This is a genomic window from Pseudoalteromonas sp. A41-2, from assembly GCF_015767615.1.
Classification (GTDB): domain Bacteria; phylum Pseudomonadota; class Gammaproteobacteria; order Enterobacterales; family Alteromonadaceae; genus Pseudoalteromonas; species Pseudoalteromonas lipolytica.
Window position 1 is genome coordinate 637,368 of sequence record NZ_CP065231.1, and the last position, 24,098, is coordinate 661,465.

Here is a 24,098-nt window from a genome sequence, read left to right on the forward strand (position 1 = left end):
CCCGTTCAGCGGGGCAATATCAGCGTTTGGAGAGAATTCAATGGCATTATGGGGCGGACGTTTTTCTACGGGTCCAGATGAAGCATTTAAGCAATTTAACGATTCACTTCCCTTTGATTATCAGCTTGCAGAGCAAGATATTATTGGCTCAGTTGCGTGGGCCGGTGCGCTTAAACAGGTTGATGTATTAAATCAACAAGAATACGACGATCTTGTCGCAGCACTTAATACTCTGTTGGATGAGGTTAAAGCTAATCCACAGGCTGTCGCTGTGGCAGGGCATGAAGATATTCATTCTTATGTTGAGTCGGCATTAATTGACAAAGTTGGCGACTTAGCAAAAAAACTTCACACAGGTCGTAGCCGCAACGACCAAGTTGCTACAGATTTCCGTTTATGGTGTCGCGATACAGCGGATCATATTCTTGACGCTATTGCTGATTTAAAGGCCGAATTTATTGCTTTAGCAGAACGTGAGCTGGGTACTATTTTACCGGGTTATACACATTTGCAACGCGCGCAGCCCGTGCTCTTTAGCCATTGGTGTATGGCGTATGTGGAAATGCTTGAGCGTGATGAAAGTCGTTTAACAGATGCGAAAAAGCGTATGAACTTTTGTCCATTAGGCAGTGGTGCACTGGCAGGTACGGCGTACCCAATTGATAGGCAAACGCTTGCCGAGGGGCTAGGTTTTACCGCTGCAACGCGCAACAGTCTTGATGCAGTGTCTGATCGCGACTTTGTGGTGGAGCTATTAAGCTGTGCCTCTATCTCAATGATTCATTTATCTCGTATGGCTGAAGATCTTATTTTCTATAATTCTGGTGAAGCAGGGTTTGTTGAATTGTCGGATGGTGTGACGTCGGGTTCATCATTGATGCCACAAAAGAAAAACCCAGATGCACTTGAGCTAATTCGGGGTAAGACAGGGCGAGTTTTTGGTGCTTTTAGTGCCATGATGATGACCTTAAAGGCCTTACCACTTGCATATAATAAAGATATGCAAGAAGACAAAGAAGGCTTGTTTGATGCGATGCCAACGTGGCTTGCGTGTATTCATATGGCACAAGCATGCATTAAAGGGATTAAAGTTAATGCTGAAAAGACCCTAGCCGCAGCAAAAGGGGGGCACTCTAACGCCACCGAATTAGCTGACTATTTAGTGGCTAAAGGCATCCCTTTTAGAGAAGGTCACCACATCGTAGGCACCTTAGTGCAAATGGCTATTACCGAAGGGAATAACTTAGAAGATTTAAGTTTAGAGCAATTCAAATCTGTGCATAGCATTTTCGAATCAGATGTATATCCTGTATTAGAAATAGATGCATGTATTAAAGCGCGACAGGCTTTAGGGGGGACCTCGTTAGAACAAGTAACGAGCGCCATCGACAATGCCAAGAAGTCTGCTAATAAAGATGTGTAATGCACATTAAGCTGATGCCGAATTAACGGTTCTGTTATTTCGGCTTAAAGCTATGGATGGCTGAATTCTTGCCGCACCAACGTGACAGCGTGCACAGACATTTTATTGTGTGGTGCTGATAGTTTATAAACAATAGCCAAAAATTTGGCACGATGTCTATTAACTCAACGCCATAATGTATTACTCGTTATGCAAAAAGTGTGATGAGGCTGTTTGTCTTATACACGATGAAAATAATGTGTGTCGCTCACGTTAAAAGAACGAAATTCATTTTGAAGTCTTGTGATAATGCGGTGATCCCGTGTAAAAACGAGGCTTAACTCCCTGGATAGGAAAAACGCACGGTTACCCCTGTGCGTTTTTTTATGCCTAAAATTTACAAAGATCAGCCGAAATTGATCAAAATGATCGTTGTTTCTAAAAAGTTGGATCACTAATTGCAAAGTTAGAGACAGCAGTTATTTTACTGCAAAAAGCGTCAAAAGAATGAGAACGCTTAACTCAGCTTACAACCTGTTGTAAGCTTATTGTAAACAACTAATAACTTTAAAGGATTTAACTCATGCAAGTTACGAACAATAGCCAACTTCAAATGCAAGCTTACAGCCAAATGCAACAAACAAAGCCCGCTTTGGAACAAACTACTAGTAATAAAACCCTGCAATCTGATACAGTGAGTATATCAAGTGAAGCGCTTTCTTTATCAAGTGGTGCTGAGATTCAACGTGGTGGTGGTGCGATGTTCCCACCAAGTAAGAAAGAGCAATAGGTACTGAATGTTTTTTACTGAGCAACTTGGTTTTTTTTCCCTATCTGCGATGAGTGCATGGGGATTTTTAATGGCGTTTTTCTTTAATATTTTTGTTTATTTTATCGACGAAAATAAGCGTAAGACCACGTTGCTCGTAAGCTCTACTATTATGATGATCTCTTACATGGCGGGAGATTACTTCTTTAGTTGGATTTCTTATACAGCTGCTACTTTTCTTGAATGGGCATTATATGACATTGCAACTCTTACGTTTTTAGTTGTTTCATTTTTTATTATAAAACGTACAACTCCTTCCTTTGCTTACCTCATCACAGGCCTTTTAATTAACACAATTTTATTTCTTGCAGTGTATTTAGATGTGCAGGTATATAAAAATACAACTCATTGGATTTTATGGGATATCTACTCTTTAGGAGTAAATATTGTAGACTTTTGTATGATTGTTGCTTTGATTGTTGATCGTGACTTTCTTGGATTGAATAAGTTTAAAACATTTATACATAATTCTCTCAAAACTCATAAGTTAGCTTAAAAAAGTTAAGCTATGTATATCAGTGATGTAGTAGGAAGCCTGATAGGAGCCTTCATTGAATGGGGGTTTTTAATGGCATTCCTTTTCAATTTAGTAACCCACATTAACAAACCAGATAAACGTCTTGTCGTTTTGTCCTTGATAATGATGCTTTCATACTTCTTGAGTGGAGTATTAAATTTATCAAGCAATATCTATCTGAACTGGTTTTACTTTGATGTTATAACCATCGCGGCCATATTTATTTGGATTTACTGTGGGCGAGCCGACTCTTTCTGTGCCATTTATTATATCGTTGTAGGCTTGTTTTTAAACTCTCTTTTGATGCTTTCTATTTTTGTAGATATCGTACTTGTTGAAAATCGTACTCCTTGGATCCTTTGGAGTATCTATTCGTTCGGCGTAAATATTATTGATCTTATGATGATAGCCGCATTACTTACTAACAAGGATTTTTTTAAGTTTGCAGCAGTAGCGAAACGTTTTAGTCCTAAAGCGACTAGAAAACTGCCCAGTGCTTAAACTCTTGCAAGAAAACTTTGGCCTTTATCTCGCTACTTTCATCATGTGGGGATTTTTAATGGCCTTTTTATATAACATGGTGAAGAAGTCTTCATCGCCAAATGGTGATAAAACAGTGATGTGGATGGCGCTGGCTATGTTTATCTCTTACATGGCTAGTGACCCATTACTTAATATAGCGTTTGGCTACAATATGTTAGATTCGAGTTTTGCATACGTCATTTGGGCTGGCTCTGATTTATTGATGTTGGCCGTTATCTGGTTAGTCGCCCACCAAAAAACCTTTCTTGAAGTGCCTGCAAAGCTGTATATTTACACGGGGCTTTTAGTAAATACATCGCTGTTTTTAGGGATGTACTATGATATTAACTACACTTATACGGGTGAGTGGTGGTTTTGGGATTTTTACACTATTACAGTGAATCTCATGGACATGATGATGCTTATAGCGCTGTTTTGTAATAAGGATTTTTTAGGGTTAGTAAAGCTTTATAGAAGCATGCGAGGTCAAACCAAATTAGCCTGACCTCACCCGCTCTAGAAACGGTATTCCCAGCTTGTTCTAAGTGCTGTATTCGTGTTTGAGTCGTCGCCCATCTCATCTTTTGAGACCAGCCCTGTTACTTTCCAAAGACCATTGAAGAGTGCTTGTTGGTAGCCAAGTTCAAGTTGCAATTGGCTTACGCTGGTAATGGTTTCGTTATCAAGGCGTTCACTATCAATCCATCGTAGCTTTGCATGTCCACCATAGCCATCTAAAGTATGGTAATAGGCTCCAAGGATAGCCGATTTACTTTGTTGTGGTATTGAGCTTCCTACAAGTCGCTGGCGTTGAGTATAGCTTCCTGAGCCGTACACACACTCGCTATGTAGTTCACATGTTTGTTCTGTGTTTGAGTACTCTAAATACGTTTTTAGTAAACTATCCGATGTACCAAAATAACTTTCAACGCCTAACGTGTAGAACGGATCGCTGGGTGCTAAACCACTTTTGTTTTGACCCATTACCTCTGCGTAGAATGCCACAGGGTGCGATAACGCACTTGTTGAGTACTTAATATCAAAACTTGTTAAACGGTGAGTCGATTTGTTATTTTCTAATGCAATGACATCACGCTCGGTTGATGTTAAATAGTCAGAACCGGCAGTATTAAAGGCAACTTCTAGTCCCATAAGTGGTGTACTGGCAAATCTGAGGGCCCAATAATCACCTTTTTCACTGCTGTTTAGATACGGTTTTTGCTTGGCATATATCCCCGTTAACTGCCAATTCCCCACAAACGATAACCAATGTGGGCCAACATACTGGCTATTAGCTCGACTAAAACGCAGTCCTTTCATGGGCGCGGCATTATTAGAGAGTAACAGCGCATTTTCGTTACTAGGCCCCCACCAGTGACTGACTTGTTCAGCACTAATAGACCAGTTACCGACAAGCACAGCTAAATAGCTGTCTTGGTAATTAACATGCTGTGTATCGAGTGCCTCATCGGCGTAATTAACACTGACTTTTGCACTGACACGCTGACCTGTGATTGAGCCGTAACTATTTATACCGCTTTTTTGCTGGTGGCGTTTACCAAAGCTTTGGTGTGTTTCAGGCTCGCTATTGTAATTTAAGCGCACACTCGAGCTGGTTTTTTGCTTCGCATTATCTAACGCATGTTTTACATGCTGATAAGCAAACAAGCTTTGCGCGTTAAGTTGGCTGGTATTTACAGACGCTAAGTCTCGTGCAATTCCTTGCCACATAAGCGGGTAGCTATTAATCGGTTGCTTAATAACGCCTTGATTAAATAGCATTTCGATTGATGCGCGTAGCAGTGGGTCATCGCTTTCTATCCATGGCCCAGCAATACTTGGCGCAGAGATCATTAGTAATGCACTTAAGCTAATGAGCTTCTTTAATTTCATCCGTGTATTTTTTCCTGTAATGCTTTGCCAACTATTGGGTCAACAAATTCACTTACATCGCCATGATGACGTGCTACTTCTTTCACTAGGGTTGAAGAGATAAAAGAATTTTTTTCGGCAGGCGTTAAAAACACGCTCTCTAAATCAGGGTTTAGGCGGCGGTTCATGTTTGCTAATTGAAATTCATAGTCAAAGTCTGACACTGCACGAATACCGCGAATAAGTACTTCTGCTTTATGCTCGCGCGCTAAATCAGCCAGTAAACCAGAAAACCCGATAACACTGACATTATCAAGGTGCGCTAATATTTTATTAGCCAGTTCAACACGCTCATCAAGTGTAAAGCAAGGTTGCTTACTTGGGTTGTGCGCAATTGCAACAATAACGTGATCGAACATTTTTGCAGCGCGATGAATTAGGTCTGTGTGGCCATTTGTTAGCGGGTCGAATGTGCCCGGATATATTGCAGTAACGTTCATAACTATCAGCTATCTATAAATTTGCTTGTTATATTAACAGTGTTTGAGTCTGTATGCAGCTTAGAAAATACGCGTATCTTACTAGTTTTTGTCCCTAAAAAGGAACGGTAAACCGATTGAGGTTAGATTTTTTCAAGGTAGTATTTTATTGCCGCGCATTTGTTTATACTGCTTGGCTTTCAGTACTTAATAATCATAAAAAACAGAGTAATCAGCATATGAGCACTAAGGATAAAATTATACACACCAGCATTGAGTTATTTAACCTCCATGGTGAGCGTGCCATAACAACCAATCATATAGCTGCACATATGGGTATTAGTCCGGGTAATTTGTATTATCACTTTAAAAATAAAGAAGATATCATCCGTCATATATTTGCTTTATATAGTGAGCACTTGCACACTCACTTCAAGCCGTTAACCCCGGATGATGATGCACTCGAAAACTTAGCAGGGTATTTAGACTCTTTGTTTGAATTGATGTGGCGATACCAGTTTTTTTATGACAACTTGGGTGACATTTTGTCGCGAGACGAAGCCCTTAAAAAAGATTACATCGAATTTCAGGCGGCATTACTTGAACAAGTCAAAGAGGTTTTATTAGCGTTGAGAGCGGGTGATATTATCACCATTGAAGATGCTGATGTAACAGAGCTTGCTCATATGTTAAAAATGACAGTGAGTTTCTGGACACCTTATATCAAAGCGCGTCGCTTAAGTGGTGAATTGGCAAGGCAAGATATTTACCACGGTATTTTAAAGGTGTTATTACTATTAAAAGCCCACTGTACTGAGCATAGCCTAGCGCAAGTTAACCAATTACGCGCGAAGTACTTAGCTTTAGCTAACGCTGAACCAACGGCACAATAATCCGTCTAAAGCAGTTTATTTCCTAGACGCTATAATTTTTGTTATAATCGCGCGCCCTTGAGGTTGGTATGTCTCAAGGCGTGTGAATTCCACAGTCTAAGAGTGAACTATGCTTAAATTTATCGTCAAATTACACCCAGAAATCGCTATCAAGAGTAAATCTGTACGTAAGCGTTTTACCAAGTTATTAGAAAATAACATTAAGATCGTTTTACGTCGTGTTGACGAAAAAGTGCAAGTAAGAAACAACTGGGATAATATTTCAGTTGTAAGTCTCTTGGAGTCAGAACAAGTCCGTCTTGATATCATCGATGGCTTAAAGCGTATACCTGGGATCGTACAGTTTATAGAAGTAACCGAGACTGATTTCGAATCGCTTGATGACATTTACCAAAAAGCCAAAGAATTAATCGGCCACACCATTGAAGGCAAAACATTTTGTGTTCGTTGTAAGCGCTCTGGTAAGCACGACTTTACATCAAGTGATGTTGAACGCTATGTAGGGGGTGGGTTAAATCAACATGTAGAGGGCGCGCGCGTTAAGTTATCTCACCCAGAGGTAACAGTACGTTTAGAAGTGCGTGACGAAAAAGCCTACATTGTTACAGAGACTCATTTTGGTATGGCTGGTTTCCCATTACCAACGCAAGAAGATGTGCTATCACTGATGTCAGGTGGTTTTGACTCAGGTGTTGCTAGTTATCAAATGATCAGAAAAGGGGCTCGTACTCACTTTTTGTTCTTTAACTTAGGCGGCGCAGCGCATGAAATTGGCGTGAAGCAAGCAAGTTACTACATTTGGAAACAGTTTAGCTCAACCCATAAAGTGAAATTTGTCACTGTTGATTTTGAACCCGTCGTAGCGGAAATACTCGAAAACATTGAAAACAGCCAAATGGGCGTTGTCCTTAAACGTATGATGATGCGTGCTGGTAGCCAAGTGGCTGAAAAACTAGGTGTACAAGCACTTGTTACCGGTGAGAGTATTGGCCAAGTTTCGAGTCAGACGCTGGCAAATTTAAGTGTGATTGACCGTGTCACCGAAACGCTGATCATTCGCCCACTTATTCAACACGACAAGCAAGATATTATTAATATTGCACGTAAAATTGGCACAGCAGAAATGGCAGAGAGTATGCCTGAATACTGTGGTGTAATATCTAAAAAACCAACAGTTAAAGCAAAAATTAAAACCATCTTAGCTGAAGAAGCTAAATTTGATTTTGATGTACTTAATACGGTGGTTGAAAATGCACGTGTTATGGATGTCCGCGACATTGATACCGAAGCAAAACAAGAAGTGAAAGAAGCAGAGTCAGTCTCTGATCTTCCAAAAGACGCTGTGGTTGTTGATATTCGTTCACCAGAAGAAGAAGACGCTAACCCGCTAGAGCTTGAAGGTATCGAAGTAATTCATTTACCATTTTTCCGCTTAGCGACTAAGTTTGGTGATTTACCAAAAGATAAAGAATACTACTTATATTGTGCTAAAGGGGTAATGAGCCAGCTACAAGCGCTTATTTTACACGAAGAAGGCTTTAGCAACGTAAAAGTGTATCGCCCATAAGTAAACGGGTATAGAAAAGCGCGAATTTCGCGCTTTTTTAATGCCTAACGAAAGACGCTGACTTTTCAATTTGCTGTTAATTGGCACACCTTCCAGCCGCCATAATAGAAGAGGGGTGTTGTTAAAGCCCTGCAGATTTGGCTTTTATCATACTAAGCATGGCTTGATTGTAGGGGGTTTTCACTCCAAGCTTAGCGCCTTGCTCACATACATACCCACAAATAGCGTCAATCTCAGACGCTCTATTATGGCTAATATCTTGTTGCATCGACGAAAAGTTTGCGGCGGTTGCACTCATTACACTGTAGGCATTGTTTAGCGCGTCACTTAATGAGAGTGAAATACCTTGTTTGTTAGCAACTAAGCACGCCTCACTGAGTAAATTAATAATTCGTGAGCTAAAGTGCGGCGTACGAAGTTGACCGTTTTTTACATTATGAATAGCGCTCAGCGGATTAATTGCGATATTCACCAACAGTTTTTGCCAACGAAGGGTATGAATATCATCGGTAACACTAAAATTAGGTAAGCTGCTAAAGTGCTGCTCGATCTGCTTTAGCACTTTGCGCGCCGCATCATTACACGTACCTAAAAGACTGGCACCGTCACCAGTATGATTCACGCTGTATTGAGTTGCTTTGAACCCCGCCTGCTGAGTGGTTAAAAATGATAGACCTTGATGGGCCGAAAGCGCGGCGTTAAGTTCATCCACATTGCCCATGCCATTATGAGACAAGATAACTTGGCAGTGCTCAGCTAGATAAGGTTGAAGTTGCTTAAATGCAGCTTCAACCTGAAAGGCTTTCACCGTAAATAACACCCACTCGAATGGGGCAAACTGGTTAAGTTCTTTATGATTAATTAGGCGTGCGTTAATAGGTTGTGATTTACCATTTGAAGGTTGATAAAAACGAGTGGTCAAAGTGGGCTTGCGCGTTAATAAGGTAACAGTATGTTGAGCTGATAAAAAATGACTGAATAACAAGCCAATAGCACCATCACCTACAATTAAAATATTAGCCATTGCGCTGTTTATTACCTAAATGAAAACCAAGTTTAATAATAAAGTAGCTCGAAGCACCTATAAAATCGGCAACAAAATCGGCAACTGAAGCTTGACGATAAGGCAGCATATCTTGCATAAACTCAATGGCAGCACCGTACCCTGCAAGCAATAATATTTGCACTATAAGGGGTAATTTAAACGCTTTATCCATCACCATAGCCAGTACGAAGAAAATGCCAAAATGCGCGACTTTATCAACATGTGGGAATAGGTTACTTACGCCTTTAATTTCTTTGGCGAAAAGAATAGTGAAGCCAATAATGCTGACTAAAAATATAATTTGGTATATGCGCCTAGTCACAATAAACCTTTAAACTGCCTAAAAAATGAATGGGCAGTATATCAAACAATTTTCGTATCGCACCTGAACGGTGTGCAGAAAAATGTAAAGATTTATAAAATTGACGTTATAATCCTAGGCATATTTATTTTAAAAATCTTGTTAGGAGAACCCCATGCCTTCATTTGATATTGTTTCTGAAGTAGAAATGAACGAAGCGCAGAATGCAGTGGATAATGCTAAGCGTGAATTAGAAACACGTTTTGACTTTCGTGGTGTTGATGCATCAATCGAATTAAACGACAAAGTCATTAAGCTAAAAGCTGAAGCACCACAGCAAGTTATGCAATTATTCGATATTCTTGCTGCGAAAATTTCAAAGCGCGGTTTAGACGTATCTAGTTTAGAGCTTAGAGATGAGTCGCGCAGCGGTAAATTCGTCATGCGTGATGTGGCACTTAAGCAAGGTATCGAAAAAGACGTTGCAAAGAAAATCGTCAAGTTGATTAAAGACTCAAAAATTAAAGTACAAGCCGCTATTCAAGGTGAAGAGTTACGTGTAACGGGTAAAAAGCGTGATGATTTACAAGAAGCAATGCAAGTTGTTCGTACTGCTGATTTAGGTCAACCATTCCAATTCAAAAACTTCCGCGATTAATTAATTTTATTGCGAAAGCACTGTCTGACTACGAACGCACAGCTCTACTAGAAGAACGGTGAAGTTGTGACTAATCTAAAGCCAAACATAAACGTGTTTGGCTTTTTTATTTTACTTTCTATCTAGCTTTATTTAGAAGTTTAGACGTCCATTGACATTTATTCCTAAAATCATCACAATAGCAGCCTATTTTCAAGGTGCTTGCTGTATCTGCTTAGATACATGCTATTTCAAAGGCTGAAATAACAGCAAGATAATCGGGAAGCTGGTGCGTTTTCAAGGAGAAAACAATGCCAACACTGCCCCCGCAACGGTAATGCGTATGCTCAGTATATGCAGAGTCCGGAGACCGGCCTTGAATTAACTTACTATTTGCGTGTGCGGTGGGCACAGGCTAGGGGATATCATGCTAAATAAATCTACGTTAGGCGTAGCGGTTGCTGCTGCGTTGTCTTTTTCTGTGTCTGCGGATGAGCAATCAATCGAGCACATCACAGTGACTGCCAATAAATTCGAACAATCTATTAATGAAGTCTTAGCGAGCGTTACAGTCATTGACCGTGCTGATATCGATGCAAGCTATGTTCGCGACTTACCTAGTTTACTGGCAACACAAGCCGGTTTCCAAATTAATGCTAATGGTGGTTTTGGGCAAAGTTCAGGTGTTTCACTTCGGGGTGCCAGCTCACGTCATACGCTTATTTTAATTGATGGTGTACGCACAGGTTCGGCAACGCTGGGCTATAAAAGTATTAGCAATATTCCGTTAAACAGTATTGAACGCGTTGAGGTCATTAAGGGTTCTCGTGCTGCTGTGTATGGCTCAGATGCGTTAGCGGGTGTGATCAATATTATTACTCGTAAAGCACAAAATACCACTTTGGATGTCACCTTTGGTTCAGATTCTTACCAAGAGTACCAAGTGGCTACTGGTGGTCAGATTGCAGACGTCGATATTTCTGTTAATGCAGGTTACGAAAAAACAGACGGCTTTGATGTATTGCAAGGTGTAGCACCTGATGAAGATGGCTATGAAAATAAAAACCTTGGTTTTAACCTAGGCTATCAAAATGAGCGACTAGGGGAGCTTTTATTACAGGGTCAGTACTCAGAAGGTGAAGCGCAATACGATAGCTCTTTTAGTCCTGCTGATAGTACAGTAGAAAAAGGTGAGTTCGAAAACTACCAAGCTTCATTAGGTTGGAAAAAAGCATTCGAAAAACACGCCCATGCGATTGATATTGCAATCTCTAGCGACAGTTCAGATGACTCGCGTATCGACTACACTGGTGCAACGGTGGTTGATAAGTTTGAGACAGAACGTGAGCAAATCGATTACAACGGCCAATATTTTTTAAATCAAAGTTTAACAATTAGCGGTGGTTTAAACTGGTATAAAGATGAAGTAAATACTAATTCTGGCACTTATCTAAAAGACAGTCGTGAGGTATTCGCTGCGTTTGTTGGGGCTTACTACGATGATGAGCACGTGCTGGCAAATCTAACGGTACGACAAGATGATGACCAACAATTTGGTGACGAAACAACCTATACGGCAGCGGTCGGTTATCATCTAAATGATATCGCGACATTCCGCTTAAGCCAAAGCACCGGCTTTAAGTCACCAACCTTTAATGATCTGTATTATCCCGGCTCTGGTAACCCAGAACTCAATCCTGAAACATCAGATAACCAAGAGTTAGGTTTATCACTTAATGTGAATGATATCAGCCTAGATATCGCTATTTTCCGCAGTGAAATAGATAACAAAATTGCCTGGGCACCAAATGCATCCGGCGCTTGGCAACCAACGAATATCAATCAAGCTCGCCACGAAGGGGTTGAATTTAGCTTTAAAAACCAAGTGCTAGGTTTTGATCACAGCTTCAATTTTACCTACCTATCAGCAGAGGATACTGAAACAGGTAATGCATTGACCTATGTATCTAAACACAGCGTGAATTGGTCATTACATAAAGCATGGGGCGACTTTGATGCTGGTATTGATATGCAATATCGCGGTGATCGAGATGGCAAACTGACACACTTACCTTCATACACGTTATGGAACCTTGTGGGCCATTACCAAGCAACCGATAACCTGACCGTGTCACTTCGCGTAGAAAATCTATTCGATAGAGAATATAACGCCGTTGATGCGTATGGGAAAGATCTCGATGGTGATTTCATCAACGACGAATTTTATTACTACAATACGCCAGAGCGTCGCTTATTTGTAGGTGCCCGTTATCAGTTCTAATAATAAAGGAAATTATTAGTTCTGCGTCTAAAAGCTCGCTACCTACTTAGCGGGCTTTTTTCATTTTAATTTATCGGCGTAATAACGAGCGAACTTTTCAAGTTTAGGGGCAATAAGAATACTGCAATAACCTTGGTTCGGGTTTTCGTTATAGTAATCTTGATGGTATTGCTCTGCTGGGTAAAAGTTTGTAAGCGGGCTCAGCTCGGTGACAATCGGCTCACGAATTTGTTTTTGTAAGGCTGCTATCATCGCCTCTGCTTCATCTTTTTGCTGTTCATCATGATAATAAATGACACTGCGGTATTGTGTGCCAACATCATTACCTTGGCAGTTTAATTGTGTCGCATCGTGCAGCGTAAAAAACATTTCAAGTAAGGTATTGTAGCTAATAATGCTGCTATCAAAGTCCAGTTGTACGACCTCGGCGTGTCCGGTTAACCCCGTACAAATCTGCTGATAACTGGGGTTTTCAATCTCGCCGCCAGCATAACCAGAGCTTACATTTAATACGCCTTTGACGCGTCTGAATGCGGCATCAATACACCAAAAGCAGCCACCACCCAATGTGGCTATTTGTATGTTGTTATTCATGTTTTACTCCCTCACTGTTTTGCTGACTATAGCTGAAAAAACAAAACGCCGTAAAGACGGCGTTTTATTGAAAGCTACAGAGCGTCTAAATTTCTTCTAACGGTTTGTCTTTCGCTTGCTGTTCCAGTTTACTTTGTAAGTACTCTGGTGACTGTGTATTACGCGCAAAGGCAGTATACGCAGCGGGCACAACAAACAAGGTGAGTAAGGTTGCCACAATTACCCCAGTGAATACCACAACACCAATTACCATACGGCTTTCTGCACCCGGACCACTTGCGAGTACTAGCGGTACAGAGCTCATTACGGTTGTTAATGAGGTCATAATAATGGGACGTAAACGCTGCGTAGCAGCTTGTGTAATGGCTTCGTTAAACTCAACGCCTTTATCTCGTAGCTGGTTTGCAAATTCAACAATCAAGATACCATTTTTAGCACTTAAACCTATTAGCATCACAATACCAATCTGGCTGTAAATATTTAGCGTTAAGTCTGTGTACCATAAACCAAATAAGGCCCCAACTAAACCGAGTGGCACGGTTAGCATGATCACCAGTGGGTGAATAAAACTTTCAAACTGGGCTGCAAGCACTAAGAACGTCACTGTCAGTGCAAGGATGAACACATAGGTCATCGCTGATGCACCTTCGTAAAACAGCTGAGACTCACCTTTGTAATCAATGGCGCCATCAATGTCGTTCTCTTCAGCGGCAACCTGATTTAAAAAGTTCAGTGCTTCTTCTAAGGTGTAGCCATCAGCTAAGTTGGCGCTAAGAGTAATCGCACGCATACGGTTGTAGCGATTTAAACGTGATGCAGTCGCTTCTTCTTTTAGCGTAATGAGGCTATCTAGCGGCACGAGTTCACCACTACGTGATTTTAAGTAGATATTTGAGATATCCGTCGGGTTAGCAAAGTCTTCTTTGGTCCCTTTTAGGATCACATCGTACTCTTCACCACGGTCGATAAAGGTTGTCACTCGACGTTGACCTAGCATGGTTTCAAGAGTGCGGCCTACATCGGATACAGACACGCCTAAATCAGCGGCTTTGTTTTTATCGATATTGATTAAAAACTGTGGGAATGTCTCTTTATAGTCGTGGTCAATGCGCACAAGGCCTGGGTTTTTCTCAGCACGTTTAATAATGCGGTCACGCCAATCGGCTAATTGGTCGTAATCGTTACCTTGTAATACGAACTCAATTGGACGTGATGAGCCACCGCCACCAATACCACTGCGCATAATAGCAAAGGCTCGAATGTCGGTCACTTCTTGCATTTTTCCACTAATTTCATCGATCACTTCCCATGTTGAGCGTTTTCGTTTATCCCAATCGGCCATACCAACGATTGCAACACCCCCTTGGCCGCCCCAGCCAGGTACACGAATGAGCACACGGCTCAACTCACCAGACTCTGAATATGGCATTAAACGCTCTTCGATTTTAGCCATATTAGCGGCGTTATTTTCGTAACTTGCCCCTTCAGGGCCGCTCATCATGATAAAGAAAGTACCGCGGTCTTCTTTTGGCGTCAGTTCCGAAGGAATTTGCTGAAATAGCATGAAGCTGGCAACGCCTGTCATGATCATGGTGAGCAACAAGCTCCATTTTCGACTCATGTTTGATGCTAGTGAATTACGATACGCATGTTCAATTTTGGCAAATGTTTTATCCATCCATTGGCTAAATTTACTTTCTTTTTCAGAGGCTTTAAGTACCTTTGAGCACAGCGCTGGTGACAAGGTTAGCGCTGTAATACTTGAGAAAAACACAGCCGCACTCACTGCCATGGCAAATTCTGTGAACAATGCGCCAATACGGCCATCCATAAAGACCAGTGGCACAAACACTGAAATAAGCACCAGCGTGGTGGCAATAATGGCAAAGCCTACTTCACGTGCCCCACGAAAGGCAGCAAGTAAAGGTGGCTCACCAAGCTCTATACGGCGGTGAATGTTTTCAAGCATTACAATGGCATCGTCGACCACTAAACCAATGGCTAACACTAAAGCGAGTAGGGTAAGCAAGTTGATTGAGTATCCCATGGCAAGCAAGAACATAAAGCTACCAACGAGTGCCACAGGGACAGTAACTGCGGGCACTAAAGTCGCGCGAATACTCCCCAAGAATAAGTAGATAACTAAGACAACCAAGGCCATTGAAATAGCGAGTGTGCGGTACACTTCGTTAATCGATTCTTTGATGAACACTGACGAGTCGTAGCTGTCTTGAATCGTGGTACCTTCAGGTAGGTTACGTTTTATTTTCTCAAGTTCGGCGCGGGCATTGTCTACCACCGTAAGGGTATTCGCTTTTGCTTGTTTTACAATGCCTAAACCAATCATGTTACGGCCATTACCACGGAATAAACTTTCGTCGTCAGCGGCTTCTAAATGCACATCGGCCACTTCACCTAGGCGCACTAAGTAGCCGTCGTCGCCCCGTTTAATAACCAGGTTTCTAAAGTCGCGTTGATCCTTATAGCTGCGTGCTGTACGCACAGTAAAATCACGGTCAATCGATTCAATCTCACCAGCGGGCAGTTCAACGTTTTCTGTGCGTAAGGTATTCTCGATATCGCTGCTGGTAATCCCGCGCGCCGCCATGGCCTTGCGGTTTAGCCAAATTTTCATGGCGTACTTACGCTCACCACCGACACGTACATTCGACACACCATCAACTACGGCTAAACGGTCGACAATAAAACGCTGTGCGTAGTCAGAAAGTTGCAACGAATCCATTGTCGAACTATTAAGGACAAACCAAGCGATTGGACTTTCATCGCTGTTCGATTTTGACACCTCAGGTGGGCGTACTTGTTCTGGTAGGCTATCAAGCGCACGTGCTACACGCTCACGCACATCGTTTGATGCGGCATCGATATCGCGACTGATATTAAACTCAATAGTGATGTTTGAGCGGCCATTACGGCTTGACGAATTAATGCTTTTAATCCCTTCAATACCCGAAATACGATTTTCGAGCACTTGGGTTATTTTGGTTTCAATAATTTCTGCACTGGCCCCAGTATACGATGTGCTTACACTCACAATCGGGGTTTCAATATCAGGGTATTCACGCAGTGGTAGCATCGAAAAAGCGACGAGACCAAAGGTAAGTAACAGTAAGTTTATTACGATCGCAAAGACCGGACGTTTAACGCTAGTATCTGTAATTTTCATGGTTTAGCCCTTGATACTAACTTTGCTGCCAGTGCGAATTTTGATAATGCCTTCAGTCACGACTTGTTGACCATCTGTTAGACCCTTATCGATGGCAACCCACCCGTTATGACGTCCCGCTACATGTACTTCAACTTTATTGGCAACCCCGTCTTCAATTTTGAATACATAGTGTTTATCTTGCTGAGGGATTACTGCTTTTTCAGGCACCATGAGTGCTTGGTTTGAACTCAGTTGTAATGCAGTGTTTAACAGCATGCCAGGGCGTAATAAACCGCTTGAATTGGTAAAACTGGCCGTCACTTCAACACTGCGAGTAACCGAGTCAATGCGTGAGCTGATGTGCGTGACTTTGCCGTTAAAGGTTTTTCCTGGGTAAGCATCATTTTGAGTCATGACTTTCATGCCTAGCTGCAGTTGCGCAAGGTATTTTTCAGGAACTTTAAAGTCCACTTTTATAATACTGATATCATCGAGAGTGGTAATATTGGTGGTGCTATTAACATAAGTACCTATCGAGATTTCACGCTTACCTAATAAGCCTGAAAAAGGCGCTTTAATGGTCATTTCTGCCAGTTTAGTTTTGGCGCTTTCAAGCTGAGCTTCGGTGGCATCTACACGAGACAATTGCTCTTCAAGTAACGATTTAGCGGTTGCTTGCGAACGTGATAGTTCGGTTAAGCGGTCTAGTTGGCGTTTTTCTTCACGTAAATTGATACTCAATTCTTTTACTGCTAATTCTTCTTGTTGTGCTTGTAACTGAACTAGTTTTTGACCTTTACTTACTAAATCGCCATCATTGAAAAATATATCAGTCACATAGTCGTTTTGTGCACTGCGAATGAAGATCGCTTGATTCGCGCGCGCGCTGCCTATCGCTTCGATTAAAACGGCATTTTCTTCAGCCGTGACGGTATGTGCGACAACCTGGGTTGAACGGTCTCCAAAGTTGCTTTGCTCGCCTTGGCTTGAAGGTAAATATAAATAAATACATAACCCTAGCAAAAGGGTAATAATAAAAGGAAAAAGCGCTTTACCAGATTGTGTCGAATACATCATCGTGTTACCAGAAAATTAGTTGAGTGTAGTGTACAAAATTAGTACGTGCCCCGTATGTCAGGTATCTCATATATTTGTGCATTTGGCGTAAAAGTTAAAAGTTCAGCGTATTTGTTCCTTAATTGTTATGAGAAGAGAGGTGTAAGTATGAGTAAACAAACCAAGTGTCCGTATTGTTTAACGCTTAGAAAGATTGTTTTGGTCACAATTGTAATGTTTATTTTTTACTTTTCAGTGTATGGATAACAAAAACGCGATTTTAAAGGTACGGGCACAGGCTTCGCGACATGGTATTGAGTTTTTATTGGTCGGAGGCATTGGGCTTGTATTCATTATGCTGTTTAACCTGCTACGGCCCGGTGAGATTAGTATAGTGGAAATTTTTTTAGTCAGTAGCTGCCTTGCTGCTATATTTGTCGGCTTTTTAAAAACACAAGAGCCTTATTATAGCTTTACCTATACTAATCAGTTGCTTATATATCATCATAAAGTTGGGCATTGGCAATTAAAACGAGAAAACTTTCACCACAGTGGCGTCCCAAAAGTGGAACAAGGCTTAGAATACCTTGAGTTAAACGCAGTTGGTATTAAACTCAATAACATAGATGAATTTTTAACTCAGATTCACCCCCGAATTGCAGGGCGATTATTAATAGAACAACGTCATATATTTATGCAAGTTGTTCAAAAACATTGCAAAAATGGCAATTGCCCATCAGAATGGTTAGTTGAAGAGACGGACTACACTGCCCCTAGTGGTCAGCTTTACAAAGGATTGATTGCCATGTTTGCTAATCGTACGCAGCATTTGAGGCAATTGACAGGGTACGATTTATTGTTGCCTGCCAATGCACTTGATACTGATATTTGGCAATTCAGTGCAGATTTGAATCGTTGGAAATTAAACCCTAGTGAATTTATCAATACTCGTTTACAGAAAGATGTAAGTAATTAGGTGGCAGTAAGTAGGAAAAGGCTATGAGTCAAGAACGTTCTTTTATTAAAAGTGGTCGAAACACAATTATTCATAAAGATAAAAAACTCGACTTAGTAATTGTGAATGGCGAAACCCACCCACGTATAAAAGTGACACAAAATGGTCTTGAACCGTTTAAAGAAGATCTGCCAAAAAACCGTCGTGAAGCAAAAGAGCGTTACCTCGAAATGGTTTACATCACCAGCCCTGATGTTTTTGCAGAAGAAAAACGTCTATTGTTCATTCAAGCCCTTGATGGCCGAGAATATAAGATAGATTACAGTAAAATTGGCACTAAATTGTTTGTGCGTATTCATCAAGAAAGTTACTTATAATTTAGGGTGTTCTTGGCACTTTACTTGCTAGTTATCTTCTTATTTGGCCGTTGGTTATAAAGCCAACGTTGCATTTTAAGGTGGTAAACATGAGATTAGTGCCTCTTGTAGTTGTTGCATTAACGACACTCACAGCCTGTGGGGGCGGTGGGTCGAGTGACACAACACCAATCGCTGCGACAGTTAATGCTGGAGCTGATCAGCAAATTATTGAAAAAAGCGAGTTTACATTATTGGCTAAGGGCTCGCCTGCTGATGGAACATTTACGTGGCAACGAGTAAGTGGCCCTGTTGTAGAGGGGTTCCCAGCAGAAGGTGCTGAGCAAACTCTCACTGCCCCTGATATTAAGCGAGACTCAGAGCTCGTACTTAAAGTTAATTATCAAACGGGTGATGGTCAGTTAGTCAGTGATGAAGTAAGCATATTCATTACCTCTAATAACCAGCTGCCTGTTGCCGTGATCACGCAAACTGCACCGCAAGAACTGCCCTCAAAATACAATGATACTATTGTGCTCAGTGGTGAAGAGTCTGTCGATATTGATGAAAATGGTTCGATAGACAGTTACTTATGGACTCAGCTTTCGGGCCCAGATTTAACCGTTGATAGCTTTAATAATCAAACGATTAGCTTTACTCACCCGCTGCTAGAATCAAACACGCCAATGACATGGCGACTAACAGTGACCGATGATGAAGGGGGCTCTGCAAGCTCTGAACAGTCATTTACGCTTAATAAAACCCTTGAAGTAATCATTGCTAACGCTGGGGAAGATCAGCAAGTTATAGAGTTTGATACCGTTACGCTTGATGCAAGTAACAGTGAAATTGTGACTGCAACCAAGCAGTGCTATTGGGAACAACTAACGGGTGAAATAGTCACCCTTGCAAATCAAAATCAATGTATCACCACATTCATTGCCCCTGATGTTGATACCGACACAGAACTTAGTTTTGAGGTTACCGTAACCGACAGTAAATCGCGCAGTGATACAGATACGGTAGTGATTGGTATCAGCCCTAAACCCCTCGGCCTTATAAATGATACGGGCATGAGCGATTGCTATAACAACACGCAAAAAATTAACTGCAAAAGTGACAACTTCCCAGCTCAAGATGCAGATTTAGGGCGTGACAGTGTTGCTAATCAACTTGATAAAGTAGGCCAAGGTGACTTGGCATTTGATTTTACAAAATTAAATGAATTTGCGGATGAGCTGCCAGACGACGCAGTAAACTTTAGTTGTGTACGCGATAACGTGACAGGCTTAATTTGGGAAGTAAAAGCGGCAAGTGCCACACTGCCACCGGCAACCACTAACCGTGCAGCAACAAATCATTACACGTGGTATTTAAATAGTAATAACGGGGTACAAACGGGCAGTGTTCAAGGTGCAGCAAACTCAACGTGCCCAAGTAACACTGCGTGTGGTTTACAAACGTATGTGAATGAAGTGAATGCGATTGATTTTTGCGGCGGCACTAATTGGCGTGTTCCCACCTATACCGAACTTCTTGGAATACTGGATTACGCTAAACAAGGTGAAGCAAGCTTACTCAACAGTGAGTTTTTTCCAAATCAGCCAAGCAATATTCAGCTAAGCGATGATGGCAACCCGTTTATGCCGTATTGGACATCACAAACCGCTGTGGATGGTACCAGTTTGTCGCAGGCATATATCATTGATATGAGTAGCGCAAACGACTTGGCCTACCCGAAAGGGAAAACCGCCTTTGTCCGCTTAGTAAGAACACCGGGAGAATAATATGCGTAAACTATCTTTCTATGCATCGGTTGCCTTACTGGCAACACAGCCTACATTTGCTATGGCGCAGGTTTGCTACGATGCGGTAACGCAAACGACCCCAGACAGCCGCTTTGTCATTAACGAAAATGGCACGGTAAGTGATGTAGAAACAGGCTTAATGTGGCAACGTTGTAGCTTTGGACAAACTTACAATAGTGCAACGGCAACATGTGAAGGCACCAGCCAGCAGCTAACCTGGGGTGAAGCATTACGCGGTGCAAAGAATACGCGTCTTGCCGGTTTTTCTGATTGGCATGTGCCTAATGTAAAAGAGTTAGCCAGCATTTTAGAGCATCGATGCGTGCAGCCGAGTATTAACGAAAGTGTCTTTCTTGCTACTAAGCTGCAAAATTACTGGAGCAGCACATCAGGAAAAGAGCGAACAGACCTTGCTTGGGTTTATCAGTTTGATAAAGGCATAAACAGTCTTCACGCTAAAGAATCCGATGTATTTCTGCGACTCGTACGTTATGAAAAATAATTTTTAATGATAGATAGCCGCGCGTTTTCAAGCGCGGTTTTTATGTCGGCCCCTTTAATTCCTTGGGCGATAAATTGCTGTGGATCGACAGCGCTTGCCTGTTCAGTCACTTGGTGTAGTTGTGTTATACATGCCACTGGCTTTTGTTCACTTATTTCTAACGCCTTGAGTACGGCGTTTAAACGCTCAGGACGACGCCATAAATCAAGTCGGTTAAAACAGCCTAGCAGTGCGTCACAATCCGGCTGCTTGTCAGTCAATATTGAACGATGAGCAACAGTGTTAAGAGCAACATCACGCACTTCATTTGGTAGACGGATCTGCTGTGCGATTGTGTGAATATCAGATTCTGTTAGCGAGAGTGTCACTTGGCTAAAAAGTAATGCTGTGTCTGTAATAGAGTGCTTGTTGGCATAATCAAAGCGCGCTTGCATCGTTTGATACAATGCATCACTCCACTGTGATTCTAACGTGGGGCTGATCACATGTAAGCCTCCAATTTTAAAGAGAGTATTTAAAAACTCTGCAAATGCGCCATCACTAAGAGATTTTTCGCATTCTAACCAAACTCGTTCCGCTGTGAGTGTTTCAAGCTCGCCTGCTTTTACCATCGCAATAAGCAAACGTTCTGTTTCTGGCGCAATAGAAAAGCCTAAGTAATGATAACGAGCAGCAAATCGGGCGACTCGTAAAATACGTAACGGATCTTCAGAAAACGCATCTGAAACATGGCGTAATAAACGGTTCTCGATATCGCTTTGCCCACCAAAAGGGTCAACTAATGTGCCATCTTCGGCTTGCGCTATCGCATTAACAGTTAGGTCTCGGCGGATTAAGTCTTGTTCTAAAGTGACATCGGGCGTGAAATCGCAGATAAATCCCGTATAACCTTGGCCTTGTTTCCGCTCAGTTCGGGCAAGTGCATATTCTTCTTTTGTTTTTGGGTGCAAAAAAACAGGAAAGTCTTTGCCGACTTGTTGGTAGCCTTGTTTAATTAGTTGCTCGGGAGTTGCACCTACGACAACGTAGTCGCGTTCTTTTACTTCACGACCTAACAGTGCGTCTCTTACAGCGCCACCGACCAAATAAACCTGCATAGTACACCTATTATTTTTACCTTTTCGGTATTTTACGTTATTTGCCAGCGATACCCAAACTCCAAAAAACAGGCGCTTTATTCGGGGCCGTGTTTTTTATCTTAAAGTAATTTTAGTATAACGTACGAACAAGGTTTTAAGTCGCGTAGTTTTTTGCCATTATAGGCCGTGATTTTAAACGCAAGGAACATCACGGTGTATTTAAGCTATTTTGGCTTGTCAGAAAAACCTTTTTCGATTGCCCCTAATCCTGAATATTTATTTCTTAGTGAGCGTCATAAAGAGGCCTTAGCGCACCTTACTTATGGACTAGGTGAAGCCGGCGGTTTTGTACTTTTAACCGGCGAAGTGGGAACAGGTAAAACAACATTAACCAGAAGTCTGCAAGAGCAGTTACCTGAAAACACGCAAGTCGCACAAATTCACAACCCGGCATTGTCTCAACTTGAATTGCTAGCCAGTATTTGCGACGAACTTAAGATTGACTATGACAGCGAAAATGCAACATTAAAAACCTTAACAGATGTGATTAAAAAGCATCTTGAGGCGAATAATTTAGCAGGCGGTCATACCATCTTAATTATCGATGAAGCACAATTGCTGGCTCCCGATGTGCTTGAGCAATTACGCTTATTGACGAATATAGAAACAGATCATAAAAAGTTACTACAAATAGTGTTAGTTGGGCAGCCTGAGCTACAAGAGCTATTAAAACGCACCGAACTTAGACAACTTGCTCAACGTATTACGGCGCGTTACCACTTATTACCGCTTAGCGAAGGCCAAGTATTTGCTTATGTTAAACACCGTTTACTCAAAGCAGGTACTGAACAAGCTCTCTTTTCTGCTGATGCCTTAAAAGCGATTTACCAAGTAACAGAAGGGGTGCCAAGGCTTATTAATTTATTGTGTGAGCGCTGCTTAGTCGGAGCTTTTTCACAGCAAAAGCTGAGCATTGATAGTGAGCTTGTCATGCGCTCAGCAGTTGAAGCTTTACCGCCAAGCAGTGCGCCTATTTCGTCAACTGCGAACAAAGAGCCAAGTTATGTTTGGCTTTATCCTGTTTCATTTTTAGCCGTATTGGGTATGGGTATTGGTTTATCTTACCTAATATAACGAGTGATCATTTATGTCATTACTTTTAGATGCAATTAAACAATCTGGTCAACACGAGCAAACAGCGATTGATCATGACCACGCTGCTCTGCAGCTTAAACAACAACAAGAATTAACCCGTTATCGCCGTCTTGCCTTTTCGTTTGGGTTATTACTAGCGGTTATTTTAACGCTGATGGCAGGCTTCTCTATTGGTAAATGGCTGCAAAAAAATGAACCTTTTGCGCAAAAGCAAGTTACTAGTAACAGTGCTGAAGAGACACAAAATTCTTCACAAGCGACAGAGACTTTAGCGACAACAGATACAAATAATGTACCTGTAACAGAGGAGGCACCCGCAAAAGCCGTTCCGCAAGCTGCCAATACACAGGCCAATCCGCCTGTTAACAATACTGCGAATAATATGGGCCAAGTGCCTGTTACAGTCGCACCTCAGCAGCAAATGATGCAGCAAGTTCCTGTGCAAGGGCAGCAATATCAATGGGTGCAAGTACCCGTTAATACTGTGCCTGTTTATGCTAATCAAGGTTATCAAGGGCAACCTGTTTATCAACAGCCTGTGTATCAAAATCAGCCAATTTATCAGCCTCAGCAACCACAATTTTCGCAGCCAATGCAAATGCAACAAATGACACCGCAGCAAATGAGCAGTCGAGACATTGACATGAGCAAATACAAGGTGCTGGGTAAGCCGCTAAATGATCAAAGCCCATCGCAAGTCAACCAAACCGTGGTTGATGACGAATTTAACGACGTGCCTAATAACTTAAAAAGTGCCTTCGAGAGAGCAGTGCAAGATGTCGATAATAAGCATGTGGCTGATATAACGCGCAGTACTAAAAACTCATCATACGCAGAGCCTGTCGAACTGCTGCCTGACTCGCTGCAAAGCTTGATCCCAACAATTAAGTATCAGGCGCACATTTATGCCTCTGAAGCCTCTAAACGTTGGATAAAGATAAATGGTCGTGAATTGTATGAAGGCGATAATATTGGCGTACTCAATGTGATAGAAATCACACCTGAGCAAAGTTTATTTAGTTACGACGGTTACGAGTTTACGTTAAAAGCACTGCAAGACTGGCCAGAGTAGCCAGTCTTAT

22 protein-coding genes, 1 pseudogene and 1 riboswitch are annotated in these 24,098 nt (G+C 41.8%); of the genes and pseudogenes, 15 read left to right on the forward strand and 8 right to left on the reverse strand.

Annotated features, from left to right (window positions below; all coding sequences use genetic code 11):
• Window positions 1-40: 40 nt before the first annotated feature.
• From argH to IT970_RS03090, 5 genes and pseudogenes are all read left to right on the forward strand, one after another.
• Window positions 41-1,402: pseudogene (gene argH / locus IT970_RS03070) on the forward strand (argininosuccinate lyase); the annotation flags it as partial.
• A gap of 583 nt (window positions 1,403-1,985) precedes the next feature.
• Entirely contained in the window at window positions 1,986-2,192 is a 207-nt protein-coding gene (locus tag IT970_RS03075; protein WP_036970879.1) for a hypothetical protein, read from the forward strand.
• 7 nt (window positions 2,193-2,199) lie between these two features.
• A complete protein-coding gene (locus IT970_RS03080) occupies window positions 2,200-2,727 on the forward strand; it encodes a hypothetical protein (RefSeq protein ID WP_036970877.1) in 528 nt (175 codons plus the stop codon).
• A gap of 12 nt (window positions 2,728-2,739) precedes the next feature.
• Window positions 2,740-3,249, forward strand: coding sequence for a hypothetical protein (locus IT970_RS03085; protein WP_196857595.1), 510 nt, complete (start codon window positions 2,740-2,742; stop codon window positions 3,247-3,249).
• 58 nt (window positions 3,250-3,307) lie between these two features.
• Window positions 3,308-3,775, forward strand: a complete 468-nt coding sequence (locus IT970_RS03090; protein WP_143474493.1) for a hypothetical protein — start codon at window positions 3,308-3,310, stop codon at window positions 3,773-3,775.
• An 11-nt stretch (window positions 3,776-3,786) separates the two neighbouring features.
• Here the strand turns inward: IT970_RS03090 and IT970_RS03095 are convergent, their stop codons facing one another.
• Together IT970_RS03095 and coaD are read right to left on the reverse strand one after the other, a co-directional pair.
• Window positions 3,787-5,163 carry a capsule assembly Wzi family protein gene (locus IT970_RS03095; protein ID WP_196857596.1) on the reverse strand — a complete coding sequence of 459 codons (1,377 nt, stop codon included), beginning with the start codon at window positions 5,161-5,163 and terminating at the stop codon, window positions 3,787-3,789.
• The gene (coaD, locus tag IT970_RS03100) at window positions 5,160-5,642 is read right to left on the reverse strand and encodes a pantetheine-phosphate adenylyltransferase (RefSeq protein WP_036970871.1); all 483 of its coding nucleotides are present in this window, start codon (window positions 5,640-5,642) and stop codon (window positions 5,160-5,162) included. Before coaD ends, IT970_RS03095 begins: the two co-directional genes overlap by 4 nt.
• A gap of 218 nt (window positions 5,643-5,860) precedes the next feature.
• Between coaD and IT970_RS03105 the strand changes: the two genes are divergently transcribed.
• A complete protein-coding gene (locus IT970_RS03105; protein WP_036971760.1) occupies window positions 5,861-6,514 on the forward strand; it encodes a TetR/AcrR family transcriptional regulator in 654 nt (217 codons plus the stop codon).
• A gap of 109 nt (window positions 6,515-6,623) precedes the next feature.
• The gene (gene thiI, locus IT970_RS03110; protein ID WP_036970869.1) at window positions 6,624-8,081 is read left to right on the forward strand and encodes a tRNA uracil 4-sulfurtransferase ThiI; all 1,458 of its coding nucleotides are present in this window, start codon (window positions 6,624-6,626) and stop codon (window positions 8,079-8,081) included.
• Between the two features lie 121 nt (window positions 8,082-8,202).
• On the opposite strand, the gene IT970_RS03115 is transcribed toward thiI, so the two are convergent.
• Together IT970_RS03115 and IT970_RS03120 are read right to left on the reverse strand one after the other, a co-directional pair.
• Window positions 8,203-9,105, reverse strand: a complete 903-nt coding sequence (locus IT970_RS03115) for a ketopantoate reductase family protein (protein WP_065978023.1) — start codon at window positions 9,103-9,105, stop codon at window positions 8,203-8,205.
• Entirely contained in the window at window positions 9,098-9,448 is a 351-nt protein-coding gene (locus IT970_RS03120) for a VanZ family protein (RefSeq protein ID WP_036970865.1), read from the reverse strand. Before IT970_RS03120 ends, IT970_RS03115 begins: the two co-directional genes overlap by 8 nt.
• Window positions 9,449-9,602: 154 nt before the next feature.
• Here IT970_RS03120 and IT970_RS03125 point away from each other — a divergent pair, with 154 nt between their 5' ends.
• Window positions 9,603-10,085, forward strand: a complete 483-nt coding sequence (locus IT970_RS03125) for a YajQ family cyclic di-GMP-binding protein (RefSeq protein WP_036970862.1) — start codon at window positions 9,603-9,605, stop codon at window positions 10,083-10,085.
• Between the two features lie 216 nt (window positions 10,086-10,301).
• Window positions 10,302-10,457: riboswitch (cobalamin riboswitch) on the forward strand.
• A 34-nt stretch (window positions 10,458-10,491) separates the two neighbouring features.
• Window positions 10,492-12,345: a TonB-dependent receptor domain-containing protein gene (locus tag IT970_RS03130; protein WP_036970860.1), complete on the forward strand. Its 1,854-nt coding sequence runs from the start codon at window positions 10,492-10,494 to the stop codon at window positions 12,343-12,345.
• Window positions 12,346-12,405: 60 nt separating this feature from the next.
• Here the strand turns inward: IT970_RS03130 and msrA are convergent, their stop codons facing one another.
• From msrA to IT970_RS03145, 3 genes are all read right to left on the reverse strand, one after another.
• The gene (msrA, locus tag IT970_RS03135) at window positions 12,406-12,939 is read right to left on the reverse strand and encodes a peptide-methionine (S)-S-oxide reductase MsrA (protein ID WP_196857597.1); all 534 of its coding nucleotides are present in this window, start codon (window positions 12,937-12,939) and stop codon (window positions 12,406-12,408) included.
• 85 nt (window positions 12,940-13,024) lie between these two features.
• A complete protein-coding gene (locus IT970_RS03140) occupies window positions 13,025-16,123 on the reverse strand; it encodes an efflux RND transporter permease subunit (RefSeq protein WP_182396132.1) in 3,099 nt (1,032 codons plus the stop codon).
• Window positions 16,124-16,126: 3 nt separating this feature from the next.
• Window positions 16,127-17,179, reverse strand: a complete 1,053-nt coding sequence (locus IT970_RS03145) for an efflux RND transporter periplasmic adaptor subunit (protein WP_036971758.1) — start codon at window positions 17,177-17,179, stop codon at window positions 16,127-16,129.
• A 241-nt stretch (window positions 17,180-17,420) separates the two neighbouring features.
• On the opposite strand from IT970_RS03145, the gene IT970_RS03150 reads away from it, so the two are divergent.
• The 4 genes from IT970_RS03150 to IT970_RS03165 all read left to right on the forward strand — a co-directional run bounded on the left by IT970_RS03150 (window position 17,421) and on the right by IT970_RS03165 (window position 20,782).
• Window positions 17,421-18,137, forward strand: coding sequence for a DUF2982 domain-containing protein (locus IT970_RS03150; protein WP_036970855.1), 717 nt, complete (start codon window positions 17,421-17,423; stop codon window positions 18,135-18,137).
• Window positions 18,138-18,160: 23 nt separating this feature from the next.
• Window positions 18,161-18,493: a hypothetical protein gene (locus tag IT970_RS03155; protein WP_036970853.1), complete on the forward strand. Its 333-nt coding sequence runs from the start codon at window positions 18,161-18,163 to the stop codon at window positions 18,491-18,493.
• 89 nt (window positions 18,494-18,582) lie between these two features.
• Window positions 18,583-20,259 (forward strand): Lcl C-terminal domain-containing protein, encoded by a 1,677-nt coding sequence (locus IT970_RS03160; RefSeq protein WP_074988864.1) that lies wholly within the window; start codon window positions 18,583-18,585, stop codon window positions 20,257-20,259.
• Between the two features lie 61 nt (window positions 20,260-20,320).
• The gene (locus IT970_RS03165) at window positions 20,321-20,782 is read left to right on the forward strand and encodes an Lcl C-terminal domain-containing protein (protein WP_227006851.1); all 462 of its coding nucleotides are present in this window, start codon (window positions 20,321-20,323) and stop codon (window positions 20,780-20,782) included.
• Here the strand turns inward: IT970_RS03165 and IT970_RS03170 are convergent.
• Window positions 20,770-21,879 (reverse strand): tRNA nucleotidyltransferase, encoded by a 1,110-nt coding sequence (locus IT970_RS03170; protein ID WP_065978028.1) that lies wholly within the window; start codon window positions 21,877-21,879, stop codon window positions 20,770-20,772. The two genes, IT970_RS03165 and IT970_RS03170, sit on opposite strands and share 13 nt — an antisense overlap.
• Before the next feature lie 195 nt (window positions 21,880-22,074).
• Between IT970_RS03170 and IT970_RS03175 the strand changes: the two genes are divergently transcribed.
• Complete coding sequence (locus IT970_RS03175; protein ID WP_036970843.1) at window positions 22,075-22,995, forward strand: ExeA family protein; 921 nt, start codon at window positions 22,075-22,077, stop codon at window positions 22,993-22,995.
• Window positions 22,996-23,008: 13 nt separating this feature from the next.
• Entirely contained in the window at window positions 23,009-24,088 is a 1,080-nt protein-coding gene (locus IT970_RS03180) for a general secretion pathway protein GspB (RefSeq protein ID WP_196857598.1), read from the forward strand.
• The last annotated feature ends 10 nt before the right edge of the window (window positions 24,089-24,098 follow it).

Coding starts and splice junctions, on each gene's coding strand:
- IT970_RS03140 (WP_182396132.1), bottom strand. CDS start 16,123: ATGAAAATTACAGATACTAGCGTTAAACGTCCGGTCTTTGCGATCGTA.
- IT970_RS03160 (WP_074988864.1), top strand. CDS start 18,583: ATGAGATTAGTGCCTCTTGTAGTTGTTGCATTAACGACACTCACAGCC.
- coaD (WP_036970871.1), bottom strand. CDS start 5,642: ATGAACGTTACTGCAATATATCCGGGCACATTCGACCCGCTAACAAAT.
- IT970_RS03165 (WP_227006851.1), top strand. CDS start 20,321: ATGGCGCAGGTTTGCTACGATGCGGTAACGCAAACGACCCCAGACAGC.
- IT970_RS03130 (WP_036970860.1), top strand. CDS start 10,492: ATGCTAAATAAATCTACGTTAGGCGTAGCGGTTGCTGCTGCGTTGTCT.
- IT970_RS03090 (WP_143474493.1), top strand. CDS start 3,308: ATGGCCTTTTTATATAACATGGTGAAGAAGTCTTCATCGCCAAATGGT.
- IT970_RS03115 (WP_065978023.1), bottom strand. CDS start 9,105: ATGGCTAATATTTTAATTGTAGGTGATGGTGCTATTGGCTTGTTATTC.
- thiI (WP_036970869.1), top strand. CDS start 6,624: ATGCTTAAATTTATCGTCAAATTACACCCAGAAATCGCTATCAAGAGT.
- IT970_RS03155 (WP_036970853.1), top strand. CDS start 18,161: ATGAGTCAAGAACGTTCTTTTATTAAAAGTGGTCGAAACACAATTATT.
- IT970_RS03145 (WP_036971758.1), bottom strand. CDS start 17,179: ATGTATTCGACACAATCTGGTAAAGCGCTTTTTCCTTTTATTATTACC.
- IT970_RS03080 (WP_036970877.1), top strand. CDS start 2,200: ATGTTTTTTACTGAGCAACTTGGTTTTTTTTCCCTATCTGCGATGAGT.
- IT970_RS03095 (WP_196857596.1), bottom strand. CDS start 5,163: ATGAAATTAAAGAAGCTCATTAGCTTAAGTGCATTACTAATGATCTCT.
- IT970_RS03105 (WP_036971760.1), top strand. CDS start 5,861: ATGAGCACTAAGGATAAAATTATACACACCAGCATTGAGTTATTTAAC.
- IT970_RS03075 (WP_036970879.1), top strand. CDS start 1,986: ATGCAAGTTACGAACAATAGCCAACTTCAAATGCAAGCTTACAGCCAA.
- IT970_RS03125 (WP_036970862.1), top strand. CDS start 9,603: ATGCCTTCATTTGATATTGTTTCTGAAGTAGAAATGAACGAAGCGCAG.
- IT970_RS03150 (WP_036970855.1), top strand. CDS start 17,421: ATGGATAACAAAAACGCGATTTTAAAGGTACGGGCACAGGCTTCGCGA.
- IT970_RS03085 (WP_196857595.1), top strand. CDS start 2,740: ATGTATATCAGTGATGTAGTAGGAAGCCTGATAGGAGCCTTCATTGAA.
- IT970_RS03180 (WP_196857598.1), top strand. CDS start 23,009: ATGTCATTACTTTTAGATGCAATTAAACAATCTGGTCAACACGAGCAA.
- msrA (WP_196857597.1), bottom strand. CDS start 12,939: ATGAATAACAACATACAAATAGCCACATTGGGTGGTGGCTGCTTTTGG.
- IT970_RS03170 (WP_065978028.1), bottom strand. CDS start 21,879: ATGCAGGTTTATTTGGTCGGTGGCGCTGTAAGAGACGCACTGTTAGGT.